Origin of the sequence: Candidatus Nitrospira nitrificans, from assembly GCF_001458775.1 — a bacterium.
GTDB lineage: Bacteria > Nitrospirota > Nitrospiria > Nitrospirales > Nitrospiraceae > Nitrospira_D > Nitrospira_D nitrificans.
In genome coordinates this window covers 92,349-113,912 of sequence record NZ_CZPZ01000007.1, presented here as the reverse complement: position 1 = coordinate 113,912, position 21,564 = coordinate 92,349, and the positions used below count along the sequence as shown (strand labels likewise).

Annotated in this window: 18 protein-coding genes; 5 read left to right on the top strand and 13 right to left on the bottom strand. The window is 56.6% G+C overall.

Features of this window, described 5'->3' with window-relative positions; genetic code table 11:
- Positions 1 to 1,280 (bottom strand): urea ABC transporter substrate-binding protein (gene urtA, locus COMA2_RS06025; protein WP_090895565.1); only part of this gene is annotated, 1,280 nt, incomplete at its 3' end.
- Between the two features lie 788 nt (positions 1,281 to 2,068).
- Positions 2,069 to 3,769: a purine-cytosine permease family protein gene (locus COMA2_RS06020; protein ID WP_090895563.1), complete on the bottom strand. Its 1,701-nt coding sequence runs from the start codon at positions 3,767 to 3,769 to the stop codon at positions 2,069 to 2,071.
- Between the two features lie 766 nt (positions 3,770 to 4,535).
- Between COMA2_RS06020 and COMA2_RS06015 the strand changes: the two genes are divergently transcribed.
- Positions 4,536 to 5,456 carry a hypothetical protein gene (locus COMA2_RS06015; RefSeq protein ID WP_090895562.1) on the top strand — a complete coding sequence of 307 codons (921 nt, stop codon included), beginning with the start codon at positions 4,536 to 4,538 and terminating at the stop codon, positions 5,454 to 5,456.
- A gap of 106 nt (positions 5,457 to 5,562) precedes the next feature.
- Here the strand turns inward: COMA2_RS06015 and scpB are convergent, their stop codons facing one another.
- From scpB to COMA2_RS05995, 4 genes are all read right to left on the bottom strand, one after another.
- On the bottom strand, positions 5,563 to 6,360 hold the full coding sequence (gene scpB, locus COMA2_RS06010) for an SMC-Scp complex subunit ScpB (RefSeq protein WP_175304419.1): 798 nt from the start codon (positions 6,358 to 6,360) through the stop codon (positions 5,563 to 5,565).
- The gene (locus COMA2_RS06005) at positions 6,357 to 7,169 is read right to left on the bottom strand and encodes a segregation and condensation protein A (protein ID WP_090895558.1); all 813 of its coding nucleotides are present in this window, start codon (positions 7,167 to 7,169) and stop codon (positions 6,357 to 6,359) included. Before COMA2_RS06005 ends, scpB begins: the two co-directional genes overlap by 4 nt.
- A 71-nt stretch (positions 7,170 to 7,240) precedes the next feature.
- Positions 7,241 to 8,242 (bottom strand): pentapeptide repeat-containing protein, encoded by a 1,002-nt coding sequence (locus tag COMA2_RS06000; RefSeq protein WP_139077105.1) that lies wholly within the window; start codon positions 8,240 to 8,242, stop codon positions 7,241 to 7,243.
- A 289-nt stretch (positions 8,243 to 8,531) separates the two neighbouring features.
- Positions 8,532 to 9,011: a hypothetical protein gene (locus COMA2_RS05995; RefSeq protein ID WP_090895555.1), complete on the bottom strand. Its 480-nt coding sequence runs from the start codon at positions 9,009 to 9,011 to the stop codon at positions 8,532 to 8,534.
- 297 nt (positions 9,012 to 9,308) lie between these two features.
- On the opposite strand from COMA2_RS05995, the gene COMA2_RS05990 reads away from it, so the two are divergent.
- Positions 9,309 to 9,686 (top strand): cupredoxin domain-containing protein, encoded by a 378-nt coding sequence (locus COMA2_RS05990; protein WP_090895553.1) that lies wholly within the window; start codon positions 9,309 to 9,311, stop codon positions 9,684 to 9,686.
- A 73-nt stretch (positions 9,687 to 9,759) separates the two neighbouring features.
- A complete protein-coding gene (locus COMA2_RS05985) occupies positions 9,760 to 11,250 on the top strand; it encodes a class I SAM-dependent methyltransferase (RefSeq protein WP_090895552.1) in 1,491 nt (496 codons plus the stop codon).
- Positions 11,251 to 11,262: 12 nt separating this feature from the next.
- On the opposite strand, the gene hepT is transcribed toward COMA2_RS05985, so the two are convergent.
- The 3 genes from hepT to COMA2_RS05970 form a co-directional block, all read right to left on the bottom strand.
- Positions 11,263 to 11,679 carry a type VII toxin-antitoxin system HepT family RNase toxin gene (gene hepT / locus COMA2_RS05980; protein WP_090895550.1) on the bottom strand — a complete coding sequence of 139 codons (417 nt, stop codon included), beginning with the start codon at positions 11,677 to 11,679 and terminating at the stop codon, positions 11,263 to 11,265.
- On the bottom strand, positions 11,676 to 12,095 hold the full coding sequence (locus tag COMA2_RS05975; protein WP_090895548.1) for a nucleotidyltransferase domain-containing protein: 420 nt from the start codon (positions 12,093 to 12,095) through the stop codon (positions 11,676 to 11,678). The genes hepT and COMA2_RS05975 overlap by 4 nt, the downstream gene beginning before the upstream one ends.
- Before the next feature lie 224 nt (positions 12,096 to 12,319).
- The gene (locus COMA2_RS05970; protein ID WP_139077103.1) at positions 12,320 to 13,279 is read right to left on the bottom strand and encodes a hypothetical protein; all 960 of its coding nucleotides are present in this window, start codon (positions 13,277 to 13,279) and stop codon (positions 12,320 to 12,322) included.
- A 135-nt stretch (positions 13,280 to 13,414) separates the two neighbouring features.
- Here COMA2_RS05970 and COMA2_RS05965 point away from each other — a divergent pair.
- Positions 13,415 to 14,571, top strand: a protein-coding gene (locus COMA2_RS05965; RefSeq protein ID WP_407919004.1) for an IS3 family transposase whose coding sequence is annotated in 2 segments (ribosomal slippage) — positions 13,415 to 13,679 and positions 13,679 to 14,571 — 1,158 coding nt in all. Because the reading frame shifts where the segments join, the coding sequence is not laid out codon by codon here.
- Positions 14,572 to 14,836: 265 nt separating this feature from the next.
- Here COMA2_RS05965 and COMA2_RS05960 read toward each other — a convergent pair.
- The 4 genes from COMA2_RS05960 to recG all read right to left on the bottom strand — a co-directional run bounded on the left by COMA2_RS05960 (position 14,837) and on the right by recG (position 19,999).
- Positions 14,837 to 15,943, bottom strand: a complete 1,107-nt coding sequence (locus COMA2_RS05960; RefSeq protein ID WP_090895545.1) for a formylglycine-generating enzyme family protein — start codon at positions 15,941 to 15,943, stop codon at positions 14,837 to 14,839.
- Between the two features lie 92 nt (positions 15,944 to 16,035).
- Positions 16,036 to 16,992 (bottom strand): Ppx/GppA phosphatase family protein, encoded by a 957-nt coding sequence (locus tag COMA2_RS05955; protein WP_090895544.1) that lies wholly within the window; start codon positions 16,990 to 16,992, stop codon positions 16,036 to 16,038.
- Positions 16,989 to 17,312, bottom strand: coding sequence for a hypothetical protein (locus tag COMA2_RS05950; RefSeq protein ID WP_090895542.1), 324 nt, complete (start codon positions 17,310 to 17,312; stop codon positions 16,989 to 16,991). Before COMA2_RS05950 ends, COMA2_RS05955 begins: the two co-directional genes overlap by 4 nt.
- Positions 17,313 to 17,458: 146 nt before the next feature.
- Positions 17,459 to 19,999: an ATP-dependent DNA helicase RecG gene (gene recG, locus COMA2_RS05945; protein WP_175304418.1), complete on the bottom strand. Its 2,541-nt coding sequence runs from the start codon at positions 19,997 to 19,999 to the stop codon at positions 17,459 to 17,461.
- Positions 20,000 to 20,134: 135 nt separating this feature from the next.
- Here recG and COMA2_RS05940 point away from each other — a divergent pair, with 135 nt between their 5' ends.
- Positions 20,135 to 21,550, top strand: a complete 1,416-nt coding sequence (locus tag COMA2_RS05940; protein ID WP_139077101.1) for a peptidase MA family metallohydrolase — start codon at positions 20,135 to 20,137, stop codon at positions 21,548 to 21,550.
- The last annotated feature ends 14 nt before the right edge of the window (positions 21,551 to 21,564 follow it).

Genomic DNA, 21,564 nt, shown 5'->3' with positions numbered 1-21,564 from the left:
CCCTTGGACCGCCAAATCGTCTTGAACTGACCGTTCTTCAGAATTTCGCCGATCAGCACCGGCTTGTGCGTATGCTGATTGGCCTCATCCATCATGATCTGCCCGCCCGGCGCCAGGAACTTTTGCCCGTAGACCGCCTTGCGCACCTTGTCCACCTCGATCGATCCCGCTTTTTCCACGGCTTGCTTCCACACGTAGACGCCGAAGTACGCGGCTTCGATGGGGTCGTCGGTGACCCGATTCTCCCCATCGGGCAGGTTGTTCTTCTTGCAATACGCCTTGAAGTTCGCCACGAACTTCTTGTTTTGCGGCGTGTCCACGCTTTGGTAATAATTCCAGGCCGCCAAGTGCCCGACCAGCGCGCTCGTGTCCATGCCGCGCAACTCATCCTCCGCCACGCTGAACGCCATGATCGGCGCGTCTTCGGCGCGCCACCCTTGATTGCCGAACTCTTTATAGAACGGCACGTTGCTGTCCCCGTTGATGGTGCTGATGACGGCCGCGCCCCCCCCGGCGGCGAACTTCTTGATCGTGCCGCAAATGGTTTGATAGTCCTGGTGATGAAACGGCGTGTATTCTTCCCCGATGTTGGCCGCCGGCACGCCCTTCGCCAATAACATGGCCCGCAAGATCTTGTTGGTCGTGCGCGGATAAACGTAGTCGGTCCCGAGCAGATAAAACTTCTTGTAGCCCCCGCCCTCGGGGCTCATCAAGTATTCCACCGCCGGGGCCGCCTGCTGATTGACCGCCGCGCCGGTATAGAACACGTTGCGCGAGCACTCTTCGCCTTCGTACTGGACGGGATAGAAGAGCAAGCCGTTGTTCTTTTCAAACACCGGTAACACGGACTTGCGGCTGACCGACGTCCAGCAGCCGAACACCACCGACACTTTGTCTTCCAACAGCAGCTGCTTGGCTTTTTCGGCGAAGAGGTCCCAGTTCGACGCGGGATCGACGACTTTCGCCTCCACCGGTCGGCCCATCACCCCGCCCGCCTTGTTGATCTCCTCCACGGCCATCAGCACCACATCCCGCAACGACACTTCGCTGATCGCCATGGTCCCGCTCAACGAATGCAACACGCCGATCTTGATCGGCGGGCCGCCCGCCGCATACGACAGGGCGTACTGGCCCAAATTGCCCACGAGCGCCGCCACGCCGACGCCCGCCGCCACGCGCCCGCTCTGCCCGAGAAACTCCCGCCGTGAGGACCCAGGCGCGTCGGTCGCCACGCCCGCGTCCGGAACCGCTGGTGCTGCCTGTGGGGTCTTCGTGTCCATCGTATCTCACTCCTTCGTTAGTCTGCCGTGAGTTGCCTACTGCCGGTTGAGGCTGCCGCCGCCGCCGCGCCACCCGCTCCTCCGCCGGGGAGAAACCGGGCGCGCACACAAGACTTCGAGCGGACTGCGGGTTCGCTTGACACCGAATGATCTGGCTCCGAACCAAACGCCACACCCTCCTTTCTTCGGAACGTCAAGGAGCCAGTGGAAACTATGGGAACAACCAGTGGGGGCCAAGAATAGATGTTGATGTGTAACGTGCGTCGTACAGAAATGGCACTGCTGCTACTGATTGAGTCACTGCTCCTCTTGCGCTTAATCAGCATTCAACGTCGTTCCCTCCGTGAGGCGACAGAATTGTATACAAAATCCATGACCTCGTCAAGCACACGGCTTGCTCATCAATGCACGTGATTCGTCGGCAAACCAAGAGAGGATGCCATTTCACGCCGAACGCTTCATTCCTTCCCGTCCCGCTCGCCACAGTCGTCTGACTCCCATGTGCTTGGCCGGCAGGAGGTCCCGCTCGCAGATAACTTCGCAGCCCACATCCTCTTCCATAACCCTGAGCCTTAGCACATATTTCAAACTGCGAACTCTGGAAGGATAATGGCGCCAGGAACTATCCGCTCTAGTTGGAGAACCGTAAGGGTCGCACGATTATAAATTGGCATGACTTCAAAATGAGGCAGCGACGCCACAAGAGATCGTGCCTGTTGCGGCGTCGCTGATACATGAACCAGCTATTGGTCCTTCGCTGGATTCAGGCCTTCATCGTCCTCCTCGCGCTATGCGTCTGAGCCATTCTCCCGAGCCGCCGCGACATAAGTACCTTGCGAGGCGATCGTTCTTGCCGTCACCAGCGAGGTCTGCGCGGGTAGTACGTGCTCGCCGGTCTTGTCGGTAGACAGGCAGAGCGAGCAAATGTAGCCCTTGTGAACAGCGGCCTTGGTCATGTCCGGGCGCTCGTAATCATGGTGGCAGACATGACATTTCAGGTGCTCTCCGGACGGGTTGCCGTACCTGTCGTACATCGGCAGGGCGATGCCGTCGTCGGTGCGCCGCAAGTAGTACTTACCAGAGGTGGCGATGGCGATGATCGGCGGGAGCACCAACCCCAGGACGATTGCCACCAGGGGTGAGTATGGCCGCAACGTTTCGCCGAGCCCGCCGAAGAATGCGATGACGGACAGACCGGCGGCGATCAGCATCGATCCGAAACCCACGGGATTGAAGTCGTACAGCATCCCGCGACGGAACTCAGGCGTTTTCGGCGAAAGCTGCAACAGGTATTTGTTGAAGAGGATGTCCGAGGCCACCACCACAACCCAGGCCATGCCGCAGTTGGCGTAGAACCCGAGGATGGTGTTCAGGAAGTCGAACATGTTCGCTTCCATCAGGATCAGCGCGATCAGCAGGTTCACGCCGAGGAACACCAGGCGGCCCGGATAGTGCTTGGTCACACGGGTGAACGCGTTCGTCCATGCCAGCGAGCCTGAGTATGCATTGGTCACGTTGATCTTGATCTGGCTGATCACCACGAGCACGACCGCCAGCGTCATCGCGAGCCAGCCCGGCAGGAAGTTTTGGTAGATTTCCAGGAACTGGTGAACCGGCTGATTGGCGATGCCGGCGCTGTCCGCGACATTGGTGATCAGGTACACGGCCAGGAACAGCCCGACGACCTGTTTGATCGCGCCGAAGAACACCCAGCCCGGCCCGGCCAGGATCAGCCAGGTCCACCAGTTGCGCTTATTCTCCGGGGTCATCGGCGGCATGAAGCGCAGGTAGTCGTTCTGTTCGGCAATCTGCGCAATCAGCGACAAGCAGACGCCTGCAGCCAACAATGTCGAGCCGAGGTCGAAACCAGCCTTGCCGCTCTCACCGGCGTAGGCAAAGAATTGGCCGACCGACTCCGGGTGACTGACGACCAGATAGACAAACGGCGCGACCATCAGGATGAGCCACAGGGGAGTCGTCCATACTTGAAGTGTCGAAAGCACTTTCATGCCGTAGATCACCAGCGGGAAGATGATGAGCGTCGACACTGCGTACCCCATCCATAGCGGGATGCCGAGCCCGAGTTCGAGTCCCTGGGCCATGATGGAGCCCTCAAGCGCGAAGAAGATGAAGGTGAACGTCGCGAAGATAACGTTGGTGACGACCGAGCCGTAATAGCCGAACCCGCTGCCGCGCGTGACGAGGTCGAGGTCGATGTTGTACCGCGCCGAGTAGTAGGCGACGGGAAAGCCGGTGGCAAGGATGACGATCGCAAAAATGAGGATCCCCCACAGCGCGTTCGTCGTGCCGTACGAGATGCCGACGTTGGCGCCGATGGCGAAGTCGGCGAGGTAGGCGATGCCGCCTAGTGCCGAGATGCCGACGACCCCCGTCGACCACTTGCGGTAGCTACGCGGTGCGAATCGCAGCGTGTAGTCCTCCATGGTTTCCTTGCTGGCCGTCATGGTGTCGACGTTTGCCTCGTCCATTATTGGTTCTCTGGTGACCTTCTGTGTTACCGTTTGCAAAGTGAAAACCTCCTTCTTGCTGTATGTGACAACTGTGTTCCAACCGCGAGCGCAATCGCTGATTGTGGCGACGGACGGTGCTCGCCGCTGCGAACAATGCGGTGATGTGGATCGGGTGAAAACGCCACTGTGGCTGGACCTTGAGCATCGATTCCTCGTCTTTGACAAGACGGCATTTTTGTCCGTCGTAAGATACCACCTGCCAAGGTTATGCTCTTGTCCATCTCTGATGAGTCAACAGCCGGATAGATAGCTTCTTTGGACCTGATCCTTCTGGATGCTGTGCGAATCATTCCGCTCCTGTTCTGTCGCGCACGATCTCATACAACGACGGGGCGACCTATCGGGGAAACCCTGAAAACAAACCGGAAAATCCTGAACAACAATCGGGAAATCACTGAAGAGATTCGGAGAACTCATCGAAGGTTCAGGAGATGCGGACAAAAGGAGAGCGCTTAGGAATCTGGCTGGATCATAGCGTCAGCACACAGTCTGACCCTTACGGTCGATAAAATCCGCTCGTCGGTACCGGATGGCGATCCGATTTCGAGAGGCTTGAAACTTAGTGGCTGCGCCTTCTCGATCGTCATTGAAAAACGAATGATGTTTGAGCCAAAACCACACGAGCCTAGGCAACTAGTCGATGGCCTTTTTGTTTTTATCGAAGGTTCCTGCTACACTACGCATCGCTTGGGCTCGTCCTGGCAATACAACATTCAGGGTTTTGATGCATCACCCTTCTTTTATCAAGTCGGTTCTCGGCCTCCTGACGCTCAGCTGTCTGCCTCTCATGGCTGTCGGCTGCGCCGGCCCTCGCCCTACCACGCCCATTCACGAAGCCCCTCTGGGCACAGTATTTCTTGAAAATGTCTCCGACAACTCCTTCCAGGCGGCACATCCCATCAAATTGTCCGAGACGACCGTCGCGGACATCTTGCGCGGGGTACATACAAAAGAAAAAACCGGACTCTTGCTGCTGCTTGGCAAAGCCTTGAAGTCGACGAACCTGAACGATATTCGGACATTCTCCGAGGATGATATCGCGTTCTTGACTCCACATATCACCGCCGCCCTCGCTCAAGCGACGCCCAATCAACGAGTGGGATTCCACATCTACTCCGCACCGGAAATTTCACAGTCCCCGAAGATGAATCAACATCGAGAAACCACGTCCGGCTACGTCTTCGCGGACGGCCTCTCGCTGCATTTCACATTGTCTCAGTATCGATATCGCCCGGGACAAAAATCCAACGCCGGCCAAAAGGAACCGCGCCCACTCCCTGATACGGATGGTCTACGCGACCGTGAAGTGACCTTCCTCCCGGAGTCCGCATTACGACCGGACGTGTACGACCGATCGAGTTGGCTTGGAAAGTCCGAAGACCGATCACTCGCCATTGACTATCAGTTGCTGGCGAGAGTCCTTGCGGCGCCCTCGCCTTCCACGCCCATCACACAACCTGTCCCCACGGGAGCGGCGCCGGTTCCACAACAACTCCCATCGATTCCCGTTCAAGCCGTACCAGACGGCAGGAATGAGGCCGACCTGCAGGCCTTCAAGGAAGAGCTGAAAGCGCTTCAGAAAAAAGTGGACGAACAGAGCGCGGAACTCCAGCGACTCAAGAACCCGCCACTCAGGAAAAAGTAACGCCCTCATGCGGAAGCCGGCGAAGGTCCAGGGTCCGGGTGACGGCTCGAAGACCAATCACCACACACCAGCCTATCGCCTGAACTCCCGAAGATCCGTTCGTCGGCTATTGAGCGGCAGGAAGGGGATCCAACATTTCATCGAGAGGAGCGGATGCCTGAAGATCACCGTTCACGGAGGGTTCCATGCCTGTATCGAACGTCTCGATCGATCCTTCATCAGACGAAACGCTTGCAGCGTCCATCGGAAGGAGTGCTTGCTCCGCCTCGCCGAGCTCCTTGAATTCACGAAGAGGCGGCAGCTGCGAGAGGTCGCTCAAACCGAAATGTTCAAGAAAGAATTTGGTCGTCCCGTACATGATCGGACGACCGGGAACTTCTTTGCGTCCGACGATTCGCACCAGCTTTCGCTCCAACAGCGTGCGCAAGACGCCGGATGTCTCCACTCCACGGATTTCCTCGACCTCCGACCGCACCAGCGGCTGTTTGTAAGCAATGATCGCCAATGATTCCAGCGCGGACCGGGACAGCTTCGCCGATGTCTTGGCCTTGTCCAGCCGTTTGATCCAGGGCGCATAGTCCAACTTCGTCACAAGACGGTATCCGCCCGCGACGACAGCCAGTCGCACTCCGCGCCCATCTTGATCGAGCGCTTGGCCAAAATGTCGCAGCGCCTCTTCCACATCAGTCTTGGACACATTCCCCAGCACCGCCACAATGCGCGCCACAGACAACGGTTCGGAAGAAACAAAGAGCAGCGCTTCCAGAATCGCTTGGAGCTCCCCCGTGCCTTGCACCTGAAGGTCATCGACGCTCTGATCATGCGGCGATCCATTCGCCTCTTCCATATTCACCGGACTCGCCTCCGGCATATCATGAACCGGATCCGCTGTCAGTGGCGTCATGTCCCCCTCCATTCCATATCGACATCATCAAGCTCCGCCGGATCAGGCACCAAGGAGAACATCCGGGAGACCAAAATCGGCCCGAATGTTTCCGCTTGGAATACACGAGCGACCCGCAGTCTCATCAATTCAAGTAACGCCAAGAACGTCACGACGACCACCAGCCGTTGACTCGATCTCTCGAACAGCGCAGCAAATGAGACCGAGTCTTTGCCTTCGAGCATTTCCAAAATGAGATTCATCCGCTCGCGTACCGTGAGATTGTCCGGCGCAATCTCAATGAGCCTGCCGCCCGGAGTCCGCTCAAGCACTCCCTTGAGCGCATCGACCAGATCAAACAGCGAAACATTGTCCAGCGAAAGATCCTTCTCCTCAACCGTTTCGTCAACCGAGAGAGCTTGCTCGCGCCAAAAGATCTCGCGCCACACCTTTTCCTGGTCATCAAGCTGACGGGCCGCTTCCTTGAAAGCCTTGTATTCAAGCAACCGTCGAACGAGCTCCTCCCGGGGGTCCGGTCCCTCCTCCTCGTCGTCGGCCGTCTCATCCACCGGCAGCAGCATTTTGGATTTGATCTGCAAGAGCGTCGCCGCCATGACTAAAAAATCTCCCGCCACATTGAGATTGAGCTCTCCCATCGCTTCCAGATACTCGAGGTATTGCTGGGCGATCATCGCGACGGGGATATCGTAGATATTGATCTCATTCTTCTTGATGAGATGCAGCAGCAGATCCAGCGGCCCCTCGAAATTCTCGATACGGACCTGGTACGGAAGCTCCGTTTGCTCAAAATTTTCAGCCTGAGAGTCCACGGCGTCGTTATATCAACTTATGGGGTGACGGGCAAGCCTGATTCTATATGTTGGGGATGACAGAGCGCTCTTCATTTTATTTTAACCGCATAAGCCACGAGCAAGGCAGCCACGACAAGAAGCACCAACGTGAGGATATACTGCCCATTTCTAGATTGAAGAAATCCCGCCGATTGGGCTGATTCAGGCCGCGTTGTGTGGTCTAACAGCGGCGGTTGATCGAACCGTGCCCGCGCCAGATCGTCTTGCTGCCGAAACTCGGCATGTGAAAAATCGGCTGATCCGAGAAACTGGGCGCCGGCAAAGACCGCTTCGCTCTCAAAAGCCGCAAAACCAAAGAACGTCTCGCGACTGAAGATCGCTTCACTGAAGCTGGCCCGCTCCTTGAAGCGACTCCCTGAAAATCCCGTCCCCAGGCCGAACCTCGACCGCTCAAATACCGCCGGCTGCTCGAACGTCACTTCGAGGAATTCCGCCATGCCGTCGAAGAGTGCGCTCGTACAGTCCACTGAACCTCTAAACGTAGATTGATGAAATCTGGTGCTGGGGCCGAACTTCGTCTCCCGGCACTCCACCGACATGGCGAACTGTCCCCGAACAAAATAGGCTTCTTTCTCGAATATGGCTCGCGAGAGCTCGACCGGCTTGTGGAACACCGACCGGGAGAGGTCCACCCCTTCCTTGAAATGGGACCCAGAAACGTCAACCGGCCCTTCAAACTGAAGCGAGCCGTCGGTTGCCCGATGGCGTACTGCGCCGAACACCACGGAATCTCGCAGATTCAATGCCTCACGAACAATTCGTTGCCCGTTGCCGCCGGCACGATCCTCGTGGTTACTCGTCTGCACGGCCAAGCGATCGAAGATCATATCCCCCCGCACAATCACGCCAAGGAGATCGACAGGTCGCCCCTTCGCGATCGCATCCATAACGGCTTCGCCATGCACGGCATGACGTTCCCGCTCCGCCCGCGTACAGCTGGGCGAGAGATGGATCACCAGCCCCGCTTCAGTTCCAGTGGCGGATGTCTCGACCACGCAACCGGCATCGACTTCCGGCGGACAAGTCACCATGGCACCTACTAGCGCCAGCGCCAGGCGCCAACGAGGCCGTCTGGTTTTCAGCATGGCGGTAGGTGAACGATCGGAGCGGCGATGGAACAAGGTGTCCACATTTCACGGAGGAGAGAGACAAAACATTCGGAAGATGACGAGACACCGCCGCTGGAACCGATCAGTTCCAGCGGCGGTCAATGAACACACTGAGCGACTCCAACCTCAGAGCCCTCACCCTTGCATCAGTGATGGACTTCGAACAGAAGATACGAGGGACCTGCCGGAAGCCCCGGAGGGCCGGGAGATATCAGTTATTCCGATAGTCGTCATCCAATAAATCTTCGGACTTCTCGATCAGCGCGTCTCCGTCATCATCGGCGTCGAGATCCAGCTCTTCCTGGACGTCATCTTCTTCGATCTCGTCCTCCATTCCCAGCTCATCGCTGTCCATTTCATCTTCGGCATCAAGATCGGCCTCGTCCGGCTCCATAGGCATGACGGGTTTCGCCGCCACGGGCTTGCGGGGAGCCACATCCTGCTCCTCAACGATTTTCTTGGCGGGTGCGCTCGGCGGGCTGACCTTCGGCGCAGCCTTCTTCACTGGTTTGCCGGCGGCTTTCTTGACGGGCTTTTTCTTCGAGGCCGGTTTGGAGGCCTTGACGGCCGCACGCTTCTTCACCGTCTTCTTAGCCGCTGTTTTTTTGGCCACCTTTTTCTTCGGCGACGGTGTAGCCTTTTTCGTCCGTGACGACTTTTTTGCCGCGACTTTTTTCTTCTTGTTCGCCATTCCGATCCTCCTCTTCGTTTCAGCCCGGCGCAACGGCCTCCATCTAGCATGAACCAACAACCTCTTGCAACCACCCCGATCTTGATTTCCATCAATCGTTCCATCCGACGTTTCTTAGGAGTCGACCGGAGCACGTCGTGGCCACGAAGGAGACGAGAAGAAAGGACGGCGGAGCGTTCGTAAACGATCCGGCTCCATCCCATGCTATGATACTCACCACGTACGGACACGAGCCTGGATCCTCCGCTTCATCCTCGGCTCTTTCGAACAAACCGTCTAATCAGGAGTCACACCGGCGTGAACCGCGTGCTCATCGTGACGCTGGCTCTCGGGATCGGAGCCATTACAGGTGAGCCGGTCCCGGACCTCTTCCCAGCCACACAGATTCTCATGGAGAACGGATCGCCTTATTACATTCCTGCCGTCGCCACGGTGGCGAGCGGCACACCCGTTCGCTGGGATAATCCGACACCCACCCACCATACCGTCACCCACAACGACTGCACGAAGGATGATCGGCCATGCCTGTTCGATTCAGGGACCGTGGCCCCGGGAGGACACTTTACTGTGCCGGGCTTGCCGGCCGGCCGATACCTCTATCACTGCGGTATCCATCCCATCATGCGAGGCCAGCTGGTCGTGACTGACGATCCTTCAACCCCGTCTCAGTTGTAACCCACCGATCATCTTGCAGGATGGCTGATCGCTCCTGTAGGCTGCCGGAGTTCGGCACGAAGAACTGCTCGCCATGAAATCCGCTGCCGCTGTCCATCCTCCTCGAAACCTCGCTGGAGAGGTCCTGAGCCTCCTGGCCTGGCACATGCCCGACCTCGTCGCCTATCATCATCACTCAGACGAATGGTGGTTTGCCCCGCTTGATGACAACCTGCCGCTCATCCGGCTGAACCGCACCGGCCTGGACATGCTCAAGGCCATGAACGGCCATGCGACGGTCGGTATGCTCGTTGAACAATACGGCACAAAGGTGTGCGGGCCGGACGGACAACCAGGGTCCTGGCACCTTGAACGATGGGCCACGCCCAACTATTCCCTCTGCTATTTCGGAACGGACCAGCCGGGGGGCCATCGACACAATGCCAAGTGGGATATCCTGCTCCAACAGATCCGCGAAGGCTGGTCGGGACAAGAAGGGTTCGAGGGCGAGGAGCATCTGGAAGCATTCCACCATCACGAGCTTGCCCAAAGGCAAGAAGATGACAGTCATTTCGACCTGATTGAAACCACCGTCTCACATCTCTTCCGTGAACCGAGCGAAGCACTGAGCGGCTTGACCTACGGGCGGCTCCTCATGCGGCAACTGCGTCGTCTCGGCTGGTTCAGTCCCAAACCCAAAGTCCTCCTGGAAATCGGCGGGGGACTGGGCTATCTCGCGCAGGAACTCGGCAAGGATCTGTTGCCCTTCGAAAAGCAGGGCATCACCTACCTGTCACTCGACATCACGCAACCATTCCTCACGCTCCAAGTTACTCGAGCCAAAGCCGGTGGGTGGAATGCCTCCGGCACCAGGGCCAATGCCGAATCGCTCCCGTTTGCCGATCAGTCGGTCGATCTGGCGATCGACAATGAGAACATGGCGGACATGACTCCGGTGCAACTGAGTAGAAAGGAACTGACTTGTGGGGTCGGTGAGACGGCACCGCACCAAGAAGCGCTGGATTGGATCAGACGGCTTCGTCTTCCGATCGAATCTCACTCGCCTGAATCGGTGATCTTTAACTTGGGACCGATTCGCTTCGTCGCCGAGCTGTGGCGAGTGCTGAAGCCGGGCGGTCGGGCCTTTCTCACCGAATTCGGCATTGAGCAGGGATGGCCCTCGCCCGTGAAACTGCCGGGACATACGGAATACGAGGTCCAATACAGCCACCTGCGGCAAGCGGTCCGCTGGCTCGGTTTTCAGGAGCGGTATTTGTCTCTTCCACAATTCCTAGGACTCAAGCCGGACACGAAAGTCCTCTGCACCGGCGCCGCCTACACCATCCAGCGATTCTGTCAGGCGATCAACCAATCCTTCTCCGTGCGCGCCTATACAGAGAAGGAGTTGCAACAGACCTTGGGTGACATGCTTCCCAAACTGCAAGGCCTCCACTATCACGACCTCGCCGATCCTGCTTGGTTCGGACTCCAAGATTTTAAGGTGCTGTTGCTGGAAAAACCCGGCGGTGCGCCGAAAGCCCAATTCACCGAGAACAACGGTTATCGGTGGTATTCGCAGAAGTAAGACGTGAACCCGTTAAACCAACCCGGCTATGGCTGTACGGAATGCACGAAGATCGTCGAGGCGTGTCGCAATGATGTCATACACCTGCCCGTAATCAATCTTCCAGTACACATGCACGAGCAGATTCCTGAATCGCGCCATCTGCTGTAGACGGCATGAGAGGTCTCCGGGGATGAGCCCGGCTTGCTCCAGAGCGACGAAACAACCGGCATACTCCTCCGGAACTTGATGCAACCGTTTCGCCGAGACATGAAAGCAAAGAGCCAATGCCGACTCAATGGCAACCAGCAAACGATAGCAGGCAACATCGAGAGCATCTTGGTTGGAAAGAAATTGCTCCCGGGAGAGACAGCGGAACTCTTCGAGGCGAACCAATGACGAATCGATTTCAGCGCATCGCGCACGGATGAGATCCGGATTGAGGCTCATGCCGCAAAAGCGTCCTTGGTGCCCTGCCGGAGCAACGGCGCAAGGTCGAGATAGCGCCGAGCAACGTCTTCCAGCGTCTCGGTCAGGCACTCTTCATCCCGGCAGACAAGCAGACGCCCACGTAGAACATGATACACAAACGACAGCGGCGCCTCATTCAGCAGGCGAACATCCACCGGCATCCCGACAAGAGCAGTGAGGCGATTAGAAAGATCTACGACAGTCGCTGCGCTAGTTGCGGCCTCGGGCTCACGAAGATAGAGGCCAACATCCACATCATGCACGGTATCAGAATCCAGCACCGATCCATGGAGATAGCTAAACCGGATCGAGGGTTCCTTCTCCAGTTCTTCTGCTAGACGACGAGCGAGCGCTTCACGCGTCTGCGGCTGAATCCGGTATTGTGTGCGTTTCATCGCAATAAACCGCCTCAGAAGAGGTTAGTAGGTCGGGCTGATCTTATACCCCTCTCCGGGCCAGCACAAGAAATCATCTTTGGTTCTCCAGAAAACCAGGCGGGGACGCCGAAGGCGAGCAATCACGGAGAACAAAGGCTATCGGTGGTATTCGCAGAAATAACGAGAGTGCTTCGGGCACACAAATCCATGACACTCAATTTAACATGACTTAGATTCTTCTCTTATAGAGCGTCCAGCCAGTCTTCAAATTCTGGATAGTTCTTCGAGGAAAAAATCCTGCCGGAGAATCGTCCGATTTCAACAGCTGTGGTCTTTCTTATACACAAATTGTGCATATCCTTGTCTGTTGTCAGCGCATTGACATAGGGAATAAAGGCAGAAACGTGAGCAATATCGTTCTGCCTTGACCACCCAAAGTTTTTTCTAAATTCCTTTGGATTATTTCGCTTACCCTTATAGTAAGTCCAAAGCAGTTCTGCCTCAAACGCTGTTCGAATTCGAATAGACGGGCAAGGGCCAATCGGATCTTTGTCCAGCAATTCAGACCATCTGCGCAACGTGACTTCAGTATCCATACCGCGAAGCACCTCGTCGACAACTGGAAGCAAAGCGGAATCCGTTATGTGCGGCAGCTTCAAAAAAGCCAGTTCTTCAGAACCAGGAGAATTATTCAACTGGTCGAATGACTGCATGAATTCTTTTCGCTGCTTCCAAGCCACAATTCCAGTCCTAAAGTCGGTCCGCCAAAGCTCGCAAACGTAGTCCAAGCAATCCTCAACCCCTTCGCAGTGTGGGATGTTCCTGGCCTGACGATCAATAACTTCGCGATACCTTTTGTCGTTTTCTTGAAGTTGAGAAGAGTTGGCACGGTACATCCTCAACCTCCAAGTATTGGTCATTATTATTCTTAGCCCCCTTTGAGGCTGAGGAGGATCACGGTATTTGATATCTGCGACAGGGTAGGAATCTGCGTCATCTTCACGAAGAAATCGTCGATATTGTGCGACAAATACATCCCGCCAATTTCCACTAATTCTTCCAGCAGCCAGTGTGTTCTGAAATTGCCAGAGCTCTTTCATCCTACTGGCATACTGCGCAGGGAAGGCCGATGTTTCCTGACAGTGAACATCCGAAACGACCAAAGCGATCTTATTAATCGCTTGCAAATTTTGAAGCTTCAAGAAAAGACGTTTCAGGATTGGCTTAGAAGAAATACTCTCCTCATGGAAACACATATCTGACAGAAAAGATTGTGCCCTTCCCCCGATTTCACAGACACCTCCCTAAGTGGGAGAATGAGGAAATCGGAGGACAGTATGAGCTCGAAGACACGACGGTCGTATACGGAGGCGTTCAAAGAAGAAGCGGTGCGCTTAGTCCGGGAGTCAGGACATCCCGTTGCACAGGTGGCGCGGGATCTGGGGATTGCGGACCATCTCCTCTACCGGTGGCGCGCGGAGCAACAGCAGGCTGAGGGGTGTGGACAGACCCGGCACTCTCTCCGGGCCGAACAGGCGGAACTGATCCAGCTCCGGCGTGAAAATGCTATTTTGAAGCAGGAGCGGGATTTTTTAAAACGTGCGGCGGCGTTCTTCGCGAAGGAGTCGCGATGAGATACCGCGTGATCCACGAACACGACCGTCGCTATCCGATCCGCTTAATGTGCCGTGTCCTCGCCGTCTCGGCAGCGGGCTATTACGCGTGGCGATCACGGCCTGAAAGTGCCCGGTCCATCCAGACGCGTATACTGCGCTCAGCCATTCGGGTGATCCACCAGGAGTCGCGGGAAACGTACGGCAGTCCCCGGATCTGGGACGCCTTAGTCAAACAGGGGCACCGCGTTGGCGAGCATCGCGTCGCTCGGCTCATGCGCCAAGACGGTATTCGGGCGAAGACCGTGACGAAGTGGCGCGCCACCACCCAGTCCCAGCATCAGTTCCCGGTGGCCGCGAATACTCTGGATCGGGCCTTCACGGTTGAAGCTCCTAATCGAGTGTGGGCCGGAGACCTGACCTACGTCTGGACACGGGAGGGCTGGCTCTATCTGGCGGTTCTACTCGATCTGTATTCACGCCGGGTGGTCGGCTGGGCGATGGGCCAGCGATTAACGGGTGAGTTGGCGGAGCAGGCCCTCCTGATGGCCGTGATGAACCGAATTCCCAGGGTAGGGCTCCTGCACCATTCGGACCGCGGCAGTCAGTATGCCGCGACGAGCTACCAGCACCGACTCGCTGAGTATGGCCTTATTCCCAGTATGAGCCGCAAAGGCAACTGCTGGGACAACGCGTGCGTCGAAAGTTTCTTTGGAACGCTCAAGCGGGAGCTCGGGTACCATCGGCACTATGCCACCCGAGACGAAGCCAAGAAGGAGATCTTCGAATACATCGAGGGGTTCTACAATCGGCAGCGTCGGCACTCAACCCTCGGCTATCACTCCCCAGCTGAGTATGAAGCGCGGGCAGCAGTCGCGTAACCACGTGTCCATGAAATCGAGGGAAGATCATTGATCCAGATAGACCAGTTTTGGGGTATTTAGCGACAAATTTGTATTCGCAACACTTAGAGTAGTCTTTGTAAGCATCTGCGTCTGCCGTCTAGTTTGGCCAGGGCCCTATTTTTCGTCTGCTTGCGCCGGATTGGTCAGCGCCCTTATCGTACCCCCATCGCCGACCCAGCGTTTCCATGATCGCATGATGATAGTCTCGCTGTTGAGATTCAGAAACATTAGGCCTACATGACTAACGGACATCCTTCACACAGCGAAAGCCAAGTAGATATCGCCGCCCATACGTCCTCGTGATTTCTCCTAATTGGAATGCGGATTGCAAACCAAGCCCTGACGTATATGTATTACTAATCCATGATCCCCCTCGAAGTGTCTTTTCTTCAACCCACTCCCATGCATTACCAGCCATGTCGTAAAGGCCGTAGGGGCTTCGCCCCTCAGCATAACTGCCAACCGATTTAAGCTTCTCGGCATAAACGTTACAGAAGATAAGACAAAACTGCCCATCGTAGTTGGCAAGACTCTTATTGGGCTCCGAATTCCCCCAAGGATACATCCGCCCATCTGTCCCCCGTGCTGCCTTTTCCCATTCCTGCTCGGTCGGAAGCCGTTTTCCATAGTAGCGACAATAGGCATCTGCGTCTGACCACTCTACGCCAATGACGGGCTTGTCCCCATCAAGCTCTGGCCTCACGTCTCTCCAATGTTCAGGCTTGCCACGGCCAGTCTCCTGCATAAACACAGCATAGAGCCGCGTCGTCACTTCGAAAATATCCATATAGAAATCAGACAACGTGATTCGTTGATTATCCATTCCGTAGAGAAATTCGCCATTTGGAACTAGAACCACCGGCACGTCTTTCTCTGTATATTCTGAACCATATACTTGCTTCTCACGGTTCGGCTTAACCTGAACTTGGCGAGACTTTTCCTCCTCAAACCGTTGCTTTTCAGCCAATAAGGATTGCCTTTCCTTCCGTGCCGCCTCCTCCCGCAACTGCCTTTCACGCGCCCTCTGCTGCAGCTGTTCATGAAATGCACGCTCCTCTGCACGCGCAATTTGCTCACGCTCTCCTTCACTCTGCACGGTGTACCCTTTAGCCCTGAAACAGGCCAGATAGATCTCGTTGTTTGTAGCCATTCCTCCCGCCGACATACCAGGTGCGGGACTGATGAGCATCGGCTGTTGGGCTGACCGGAGACATTCATACTTGTCTTGCTCGTATTGCTGCTGAGAAAAGCCCGGCTTGGAGAAATAATATTGACCACTCCCACAGCCAGCAAGAGTCAGCAGAGCAACTAGCAAACCATTAAAGCGCTTTTTATTTCTCGTATCCATCGTCTTACCCCATCGGGACCATTACTCCTGCCATTTCTGACTGAAAGAGTTAGACAACCGGCCGTGCCAGCAATCGTTCCTGAATCGGCACTTTAAGTAAAGTGGCTTCTCATCGCCAACTCAATCAGCACTCCTTCCCTCAACCCCAGATGGCTCACCAGACATTCTTTCTGGACCAGCGTCTCCATGATTGTCCGAATGATGATCGCCCCGGCGGCGATGACTTCTTCACGGTTCTTCTCCAAGCCTGGCAAGCCAACACGCTCGGCCTTCGTTCTGCTGAGAAGCGTCTCCTCCAGTTCTCGGATCGTTTCCAGCTTTAACCGGTAATTATGAATGCGTGACGGCTCATAGGTGGAAAGCTTCTGAGCCATGGCGGCAAGGCTGGTAATTGTGCCGGCGGTGCCGACGAACGTCGCCTGACGATAGTTACCTATGCCAGCAACAGCCGCTTTCGTTTCTCTGGCAACCCACTCACGTGCTTGTCGCACTTCCTCATCAGTCGGTGGGTCGTGATGTAAGAGCCGCTCGCAAAGACGGACGACTCCGACATCAATCGATCGAATGACACGCTTCTGACCTGACCGATCCAGAATAAACTCAGTACTGCCTCCACCGATATCCAATGCAAGGATGTCCGTCACTCCAGCAGGCAAGCCGGAGCGAATACCGAGCAACGTCCGCCGCGCTTCTTCATCGCCCGCGATGACTTCCACATCGAAGCCGGTTTCTCGTTTGACCCGTTCAACAAACTCATCTCGATTCGCAGCGTCTCGGACGGCGCTCGTCGCCACAACCGAGATCGCCTCGACGTGATAACTGTTGATGATAGTCCGCCATTCCTCTAGACAGTGGATGACCCGATCCATCGCGACTGGGCTCAGCCGTTTGGTCTGATCGACGCCTTCTCCTAAGCGGAGGATGCGTCGGTCTGAGCGAAGTTCTGTGAGGGGATGCCCAGAGGCTAGATCTGCGATCAACAAGCGACAGGTGAGGGTTCCGAGATCGATGCCGGCGAATCGTCGCGTGTGCTGACGCGACGCGGTCATTGCTCGTTCCGAATGTCTTCCATGTCGGCTTCCTGTTTCTTCCGCAACTTCTTGAGCGCCTCCACCTCTTTGACGAGACGCACGATTTCGGCGTCGTACAGCACCCACTCCGCCGTTTCGCCCCGCTCCTTCATATCGACGGCCCGCTCACCGATGTCTTTGTACAGATCGGACAACTGCTGTTCGAGCTTGCGAAGCTCTAGTCTCATGCGGAGCAGTTCCGTCTCTTCCAGAGCACGTCCTGCCGCATGGACCGTCCCCAGCCGCAGAGTAGCGATCCCGGCTCGCAGGTCATCTTTTATCCGCTGCAACAATCCCATCGCACTTTTCCCCTTTTCACCCTCAGGTTCAGTGAGTTCACATTGAGGGTGACGCCGATCTCGGGAGCCCGGCCGCCCGCAGCGGGGTCCCTACACCGGGCGGGGTGCGAGGACGGCCGGGCCGGTCGGCGGCAGGACCCACCATGTCAACTCACTGAACCCAACTCCAACTTTTTCTCCCACTTGCGCAGCATGGCCTCTCGCAATTCCCGATGGTCCGGCTCTTTCAATCCTGGGTCCGACTTCAGCAACGTAAAAGCCTCCTGCCTGGCCTGCTGCAACAGATCACCGTCTCGCACCAGATTCGCCACACGAAACTCCGGCATCCCCCATTGTCGCAATCCAAAGAACTCTCCAGGACCTCTGATCCGCAAATCGTCTTCGGCAATCACGAATCCATCGTGTGACCGGACCAGCGCCTCCAGCCGTTCCCTTGCCGTGGATACCGACTCCTCACTTCCCATCGCAACTCCTCTCGACTGCGTCCTTCCTCGTCCCAGATGCCGGGCCATCAAAAGGCAATAGGCTTGCTGACTGCCCCGCCCAACCCGGCCGCGCAACTGATGCAGTTGCGCGAGGCCGAACCGCTCGGCATGTTCGATCAAGATGACCGTGGCATTCGGCACATCGACCCCGACTTCGATCACCGTCGTCGCGACCAATACCTGGGTCGTGCCGGCCTTAAAGTCGGCCATCACCGCTTCTTTTTCCGCCGCTTTCATGCGCCCATGCAGCAGACCGACACGGAATTCCGACAATTCCCCGTTCTGCAACTGTTCGGCTCCCTGAATCGCTGCTTGAAGATCGATCTTCTCCGATTCTTCCACCAGCGGATAGACCACATACGCCTGCCGCTCGGCGCGCAATTCGTCACGCACCATGTGATAGGCACGCCGTCGTTGCGCGTCGTGAAAAAGAAATGTCCGCACCGGCTTTCGCCCCGGCGGCAAGGCATCGATCACCGAGACATCAAGATCACCATACACCGTCATCGCCAATGTGCGAGGAATGGGCGTGGCCGTCAGGACAAGGACGTCAGGCTTATAGCCCTTCTCGATCAAGGTCTTTCGCTGCAGGACACCGAACTTATGCTGCTCATCGACCACCACCAACCCCAAGTTCTTGAATCTCAGCCCCTGTTGAATGAGGGCGTGAGTTCCGATCGCGACATGAACGTCACCCGCCGCCAGCTGCGCAGCCTGTGTCTTCTTCACCGAGGCTTTCTCTCCTCCACGCACGAGGGTGGCGCGGAGCCCCAAGGCCTGCAATGTTCCCGACAGGTTGCGATAGTGCTGCTCCGCCAGAATTTCGGTCGGCGCCATCAGCGCAGCCTGATAGCCGGAACCGCAGGCCATTACCAGCGCATGCAAGGCGACCGCCGTTTTCCCGGATCCCACATCGCCTTGCACCAGACGATTCATGGGACGCGCCGAAATCATGTCCTGAAATATTTCGCGGATGACCCGATCCTGCGCCGTCGTCAAGCGAAACGGCAAGAGACGGCCGAGTTGTTCTAAGAGAGGTGTCCGCGGGTTGAACCGCAATTCCTTCGGCTCGTCGTGCACCGCTCGATGCCTGTTCGCCAAGGCCAATTGGAGCAATAGGAGTTCTTCGAACGCCAGACGCCGGTGCGCCGGCGTCTTCCCTCGTTCCAGAAGCTGAAGAGCCGTGCCGGTCTTGGGAAAATGAACATCTTGCAGCGCTTCATGGATCGGAATCAGCCGCCGCCGCGCTCGAAGCGACATGGGCAAATGGTCTGCGATCTCCCGCCCATGGTCTGCCAACAGATTCCTCACCAACATCCGCATCTGACGAGACGTCCATCCCTTGGTCTCATGATAGATCGGAACGATTCGACCGACATGCAACGTCGATTCAGTGTCTTCTCCGATGATTTCATATTGCGCGACATCCATTCGCGGGATCACCCATCCCTGGCGACCCGGGAGCACCCGCCCGCTCATCATCACGCGAGTCCCGACCGTCAGCATCTCCTCCAAATACGGCTGATTGAAGAAGACCACTTGCATTCGCCCGGACTGATCTTCGACGCCGACTTCCATGACACTCAACCGCCGATTCCTTGTTCGTTTCATCTCGCATGATCCGATCACCCCACAAATCGAGACACTCATCCCCGGAACGAGATTTCCGATCGGTGTCATGACCGATCGGTCTTCATAGCGCCACGGGACGGTCCAGAGCGCATCCTCCACCGTCGCAATCTGCAATCGTTGCAACACATTGGTGCGTTTCGGCCCGACGCCTTTGACGAACCGGATAGAAAGATTCCAGAGATCGGATCTGCCGGCGCCCGTCACATTGGAGTGACTGGAAGCCTGCGTTGGCGACTTCTTCGACCGGATGAGATTCTCTTGATCAACGGCTCGAAGCGCCTTAATGAGCACCGCCGCCGCCCGCAGTCGTCGACGCTGCTCATCAAGCGGCAACCCCGAGTGAAAATCGACGAAGAGATCCCGCAATGAAATCAGACGGGCTTCAATCGCCTTGGAGTACACTTCTTGACGAAGAACCGATAAAACTTGAGACGAGATAAATGCGCTCAGATTGGTGATGGTCCTGAGGTGGGCACAGTCGTCTCGGCTCGCAAACTCGATCGGGCGCGCGAGGCGGTCCAACCACTCCTGAAGCGGCGTGGGCGGACTCGATTCCGTGGGAGCCTGCATACGGGAGAGGATCGTAACACAGCAATCCTCAGCGCTCAATGAAGCCGCTACACGACGTCTCAGGATCCGCCGACTGTTTTCATCCGATTGCTTGGTCGTTTTTTTCTCGGGTGCTACACTCGCGTTCGAGACTTCATGTATCGCCGCAACATCAAACATATTCTGCTACCGCTTGCAGCCATCCTGGCTCTGCTGATTGTCTACAATCTATTCTTGAAGCCCGTCCTTCCACCACAGACAGTGCGGCTCACGGAAACCATCGAACCGGTCGCTCCTCCTCCCACTCCGCCACAGAGCAGGTCGCCCGAAAGGGAGGCACAATCGGTTCGCGTACTCGATCACAGCGTGCTTCCGCCGACCCCCCATGAGGGCCTATTGGAAGCCATTCGCGATGAGATCGAAAAACATAACTTGTCGTTCGCCGAAACGAAACTGAAAGCGCTCCCTCCGGCGGTCCTGTCGGATGCAACGTCCAGGCCTTTCGTCGCCGTCCTCTGGAACAATCTCGGGTTGCAGCAGGAACGACTCAATGGCACTCAGGCTTCAGCCAAATTGTTCAAGCGAGCTGCGGATCTTGACGACTCGAATCCCGTGATCCTCATGAATTTGGCCCATGCCTATTGGGAACAGCGGGACCGCGCGCTGAATGCAGAATTCCTGACGAAATTGATGAAGGTGACCCCGGGGGAACCGTTCCCCCACCTGGCCATGGCCGACTTGTTACAAGAGCAGGATGAGCTACAGGAAGCTGCGAAACACCTGGAGCAGGCGGCCGACCGAGCGCGCCAAGATCCGGGATTGCAGTCCTACCTCGCCGCCGTCACGACTAAAGTGCGCCGCACTCAGTCGGTTGAATCCCGCATGACCGCACGAAGCAGCACTCACTTCGTCGTGAAATTCGACGGTGAGGAAGACCAGAATACCTGGACTTCAGCGCTGGAGATTCTGGAAGAGGCCTATCGAGAGATCGGCCAGAAGTTCAGCCATTTCCCCTCAAAGCCGATCATCGTCGTCCTCCACGCCAAAGCTTCGTTTCAAGAAGCGACTGGGAGCCCGACCTGGGCCGATGGTCTCTATGACCCCACTCTTGGACGCATTCAGATTCCCACCCAAGGGGCGACGACGGATCGGAAGTGGTTGGCAAAAGTGCTTCGTCACGAATATATCCACGCGCTGCTTCATGATCGCTTCGGAGCAAGCAGCGGCGCGTTGCCGACCTGGCTGAACGAAGGCCTGGCCATGCAATTGGCCGGAGATGCATGGCCCGAGCTTGATCAGGCCATGAGCGGGAATATCACGGTCATCCCCTTAACGTATTTGGAAGGTTCTTGGAGCGCGCTGCCCGCCGATGCGTCAACAACGGCCTACGCAGAAGCCAATTCGGCCGCACGCTACTTGATCGAGCGATGGGGAATGGCCCGCGTCGATGAACTGTTGAACGCGTTACAAGCCAAATCATCCGTAGCCGTTGCGATTCAAAACAAACTATTTCTCTCCTACGAGCAGTTCCATCGGCAATGGCTCGAGAGCGTCGAAGGGAGCCGATCCTAACATCGCGCTGCTTC

What these genes read in the sequence shown, in the direction of transcription:
- COMA2_RS06020 (WP_090895563.1), bottom strand. Translation starts at nt 3,769, where the DNA reads ATGGACGAGGCAAACGTCGACACCATGACGGCCAGCAAGGAAACCATG.
- COMA2_RS06015 (WP_090895562.1), top strand. Translation starts at nt 4,536, where the DNA reads ATGCATCACCCTTCTTTTATCAAGTCGGTTCTCGGCCTCCTGACGCTC.
- scpB (WP_175304419.1), bottom strand. Translation starts at nt 6,360, where the DNA reads ATGACGCCACTGACAGCGGATCCGGTTCATGATATGCCGGAGGCGAGT.
- COMA2_RS06000 (WP_139077105.1), bottom strand. Translation starts at nt 8,242, where the DNA reads ATGGTGACTTGTCCGCCGGAAGTCGATGCCGGTTGCGTGGTCGAGACA.
- COMA2_RS05995 (WP_090895555.1), bottom strand. Translation starts at nt 9,011, where the DNA reads ATGGCGAACAAGAAGAAAAAAGTCGCGGCAAAAAAGTCGTCACGGACG.
- COMA2_RS05985 (WP_090895552.1), top strand. Translation starts at nt 9,760, where the DNA reads ATGAAATCCGCTGCCGCTGTCCATCCTCCTCGAAACCTCGCTGGAGAG.
- hepT (WP_090895550.1), bottom strand. Translation starts at nt 11,679, where the DNA reads ATGAGCCTCAATCCGGATCTCATCCGTGCGCGATGCGCTGAAATCGAT.
- COMA2_RS05975 (WP_090895548.1), bottom strand. Translation starts at nt 12,095, where the DNA reads ATGAAACGCACACAATACCGGATTCAGCCGCAGACGCGTGAAGCGCTC.
- COMA2_RS05960 (WP_090895545.1), bottom strand. Translation starts at nt 15,943, where the DNA reads ATGGATACGAGAAATAAAAAGCGCTTTAATGGTTTGCTAGTTGCTCTG.
- COMA2_RS05955 (WP_090895544.1), bottom strand. Translation starts at nt 16,992, where the DNA reads ATGACCGCGTCGCGTCAGCACACGCGACGATTCGCCGGCATCGATCTC.
- COMA2_RS05950 (WP_090895542.1), bottom strand. Translation starts at nt 17,312, where the DNA reads ATGGGATTGTTGCAGCGGATAAAAGATGACCTGCGAGCCGGGATCGCT.
- recG (WP_175304418.1), bottom strand. Translation starts at nt 19,999, where the DNA reads ATGCAGGCTCCCACGGAATCGAGTCCGCCCACGCCGCTTCAGGAGTGG.
- COMA2_RS05940 (WP_139077101.1), top strand. Translation starts at nt 20,135, where the DNA reads ATGTATCGCCGCAACATCAAACATATTCTGCTACCGCTTGCAGCCATC.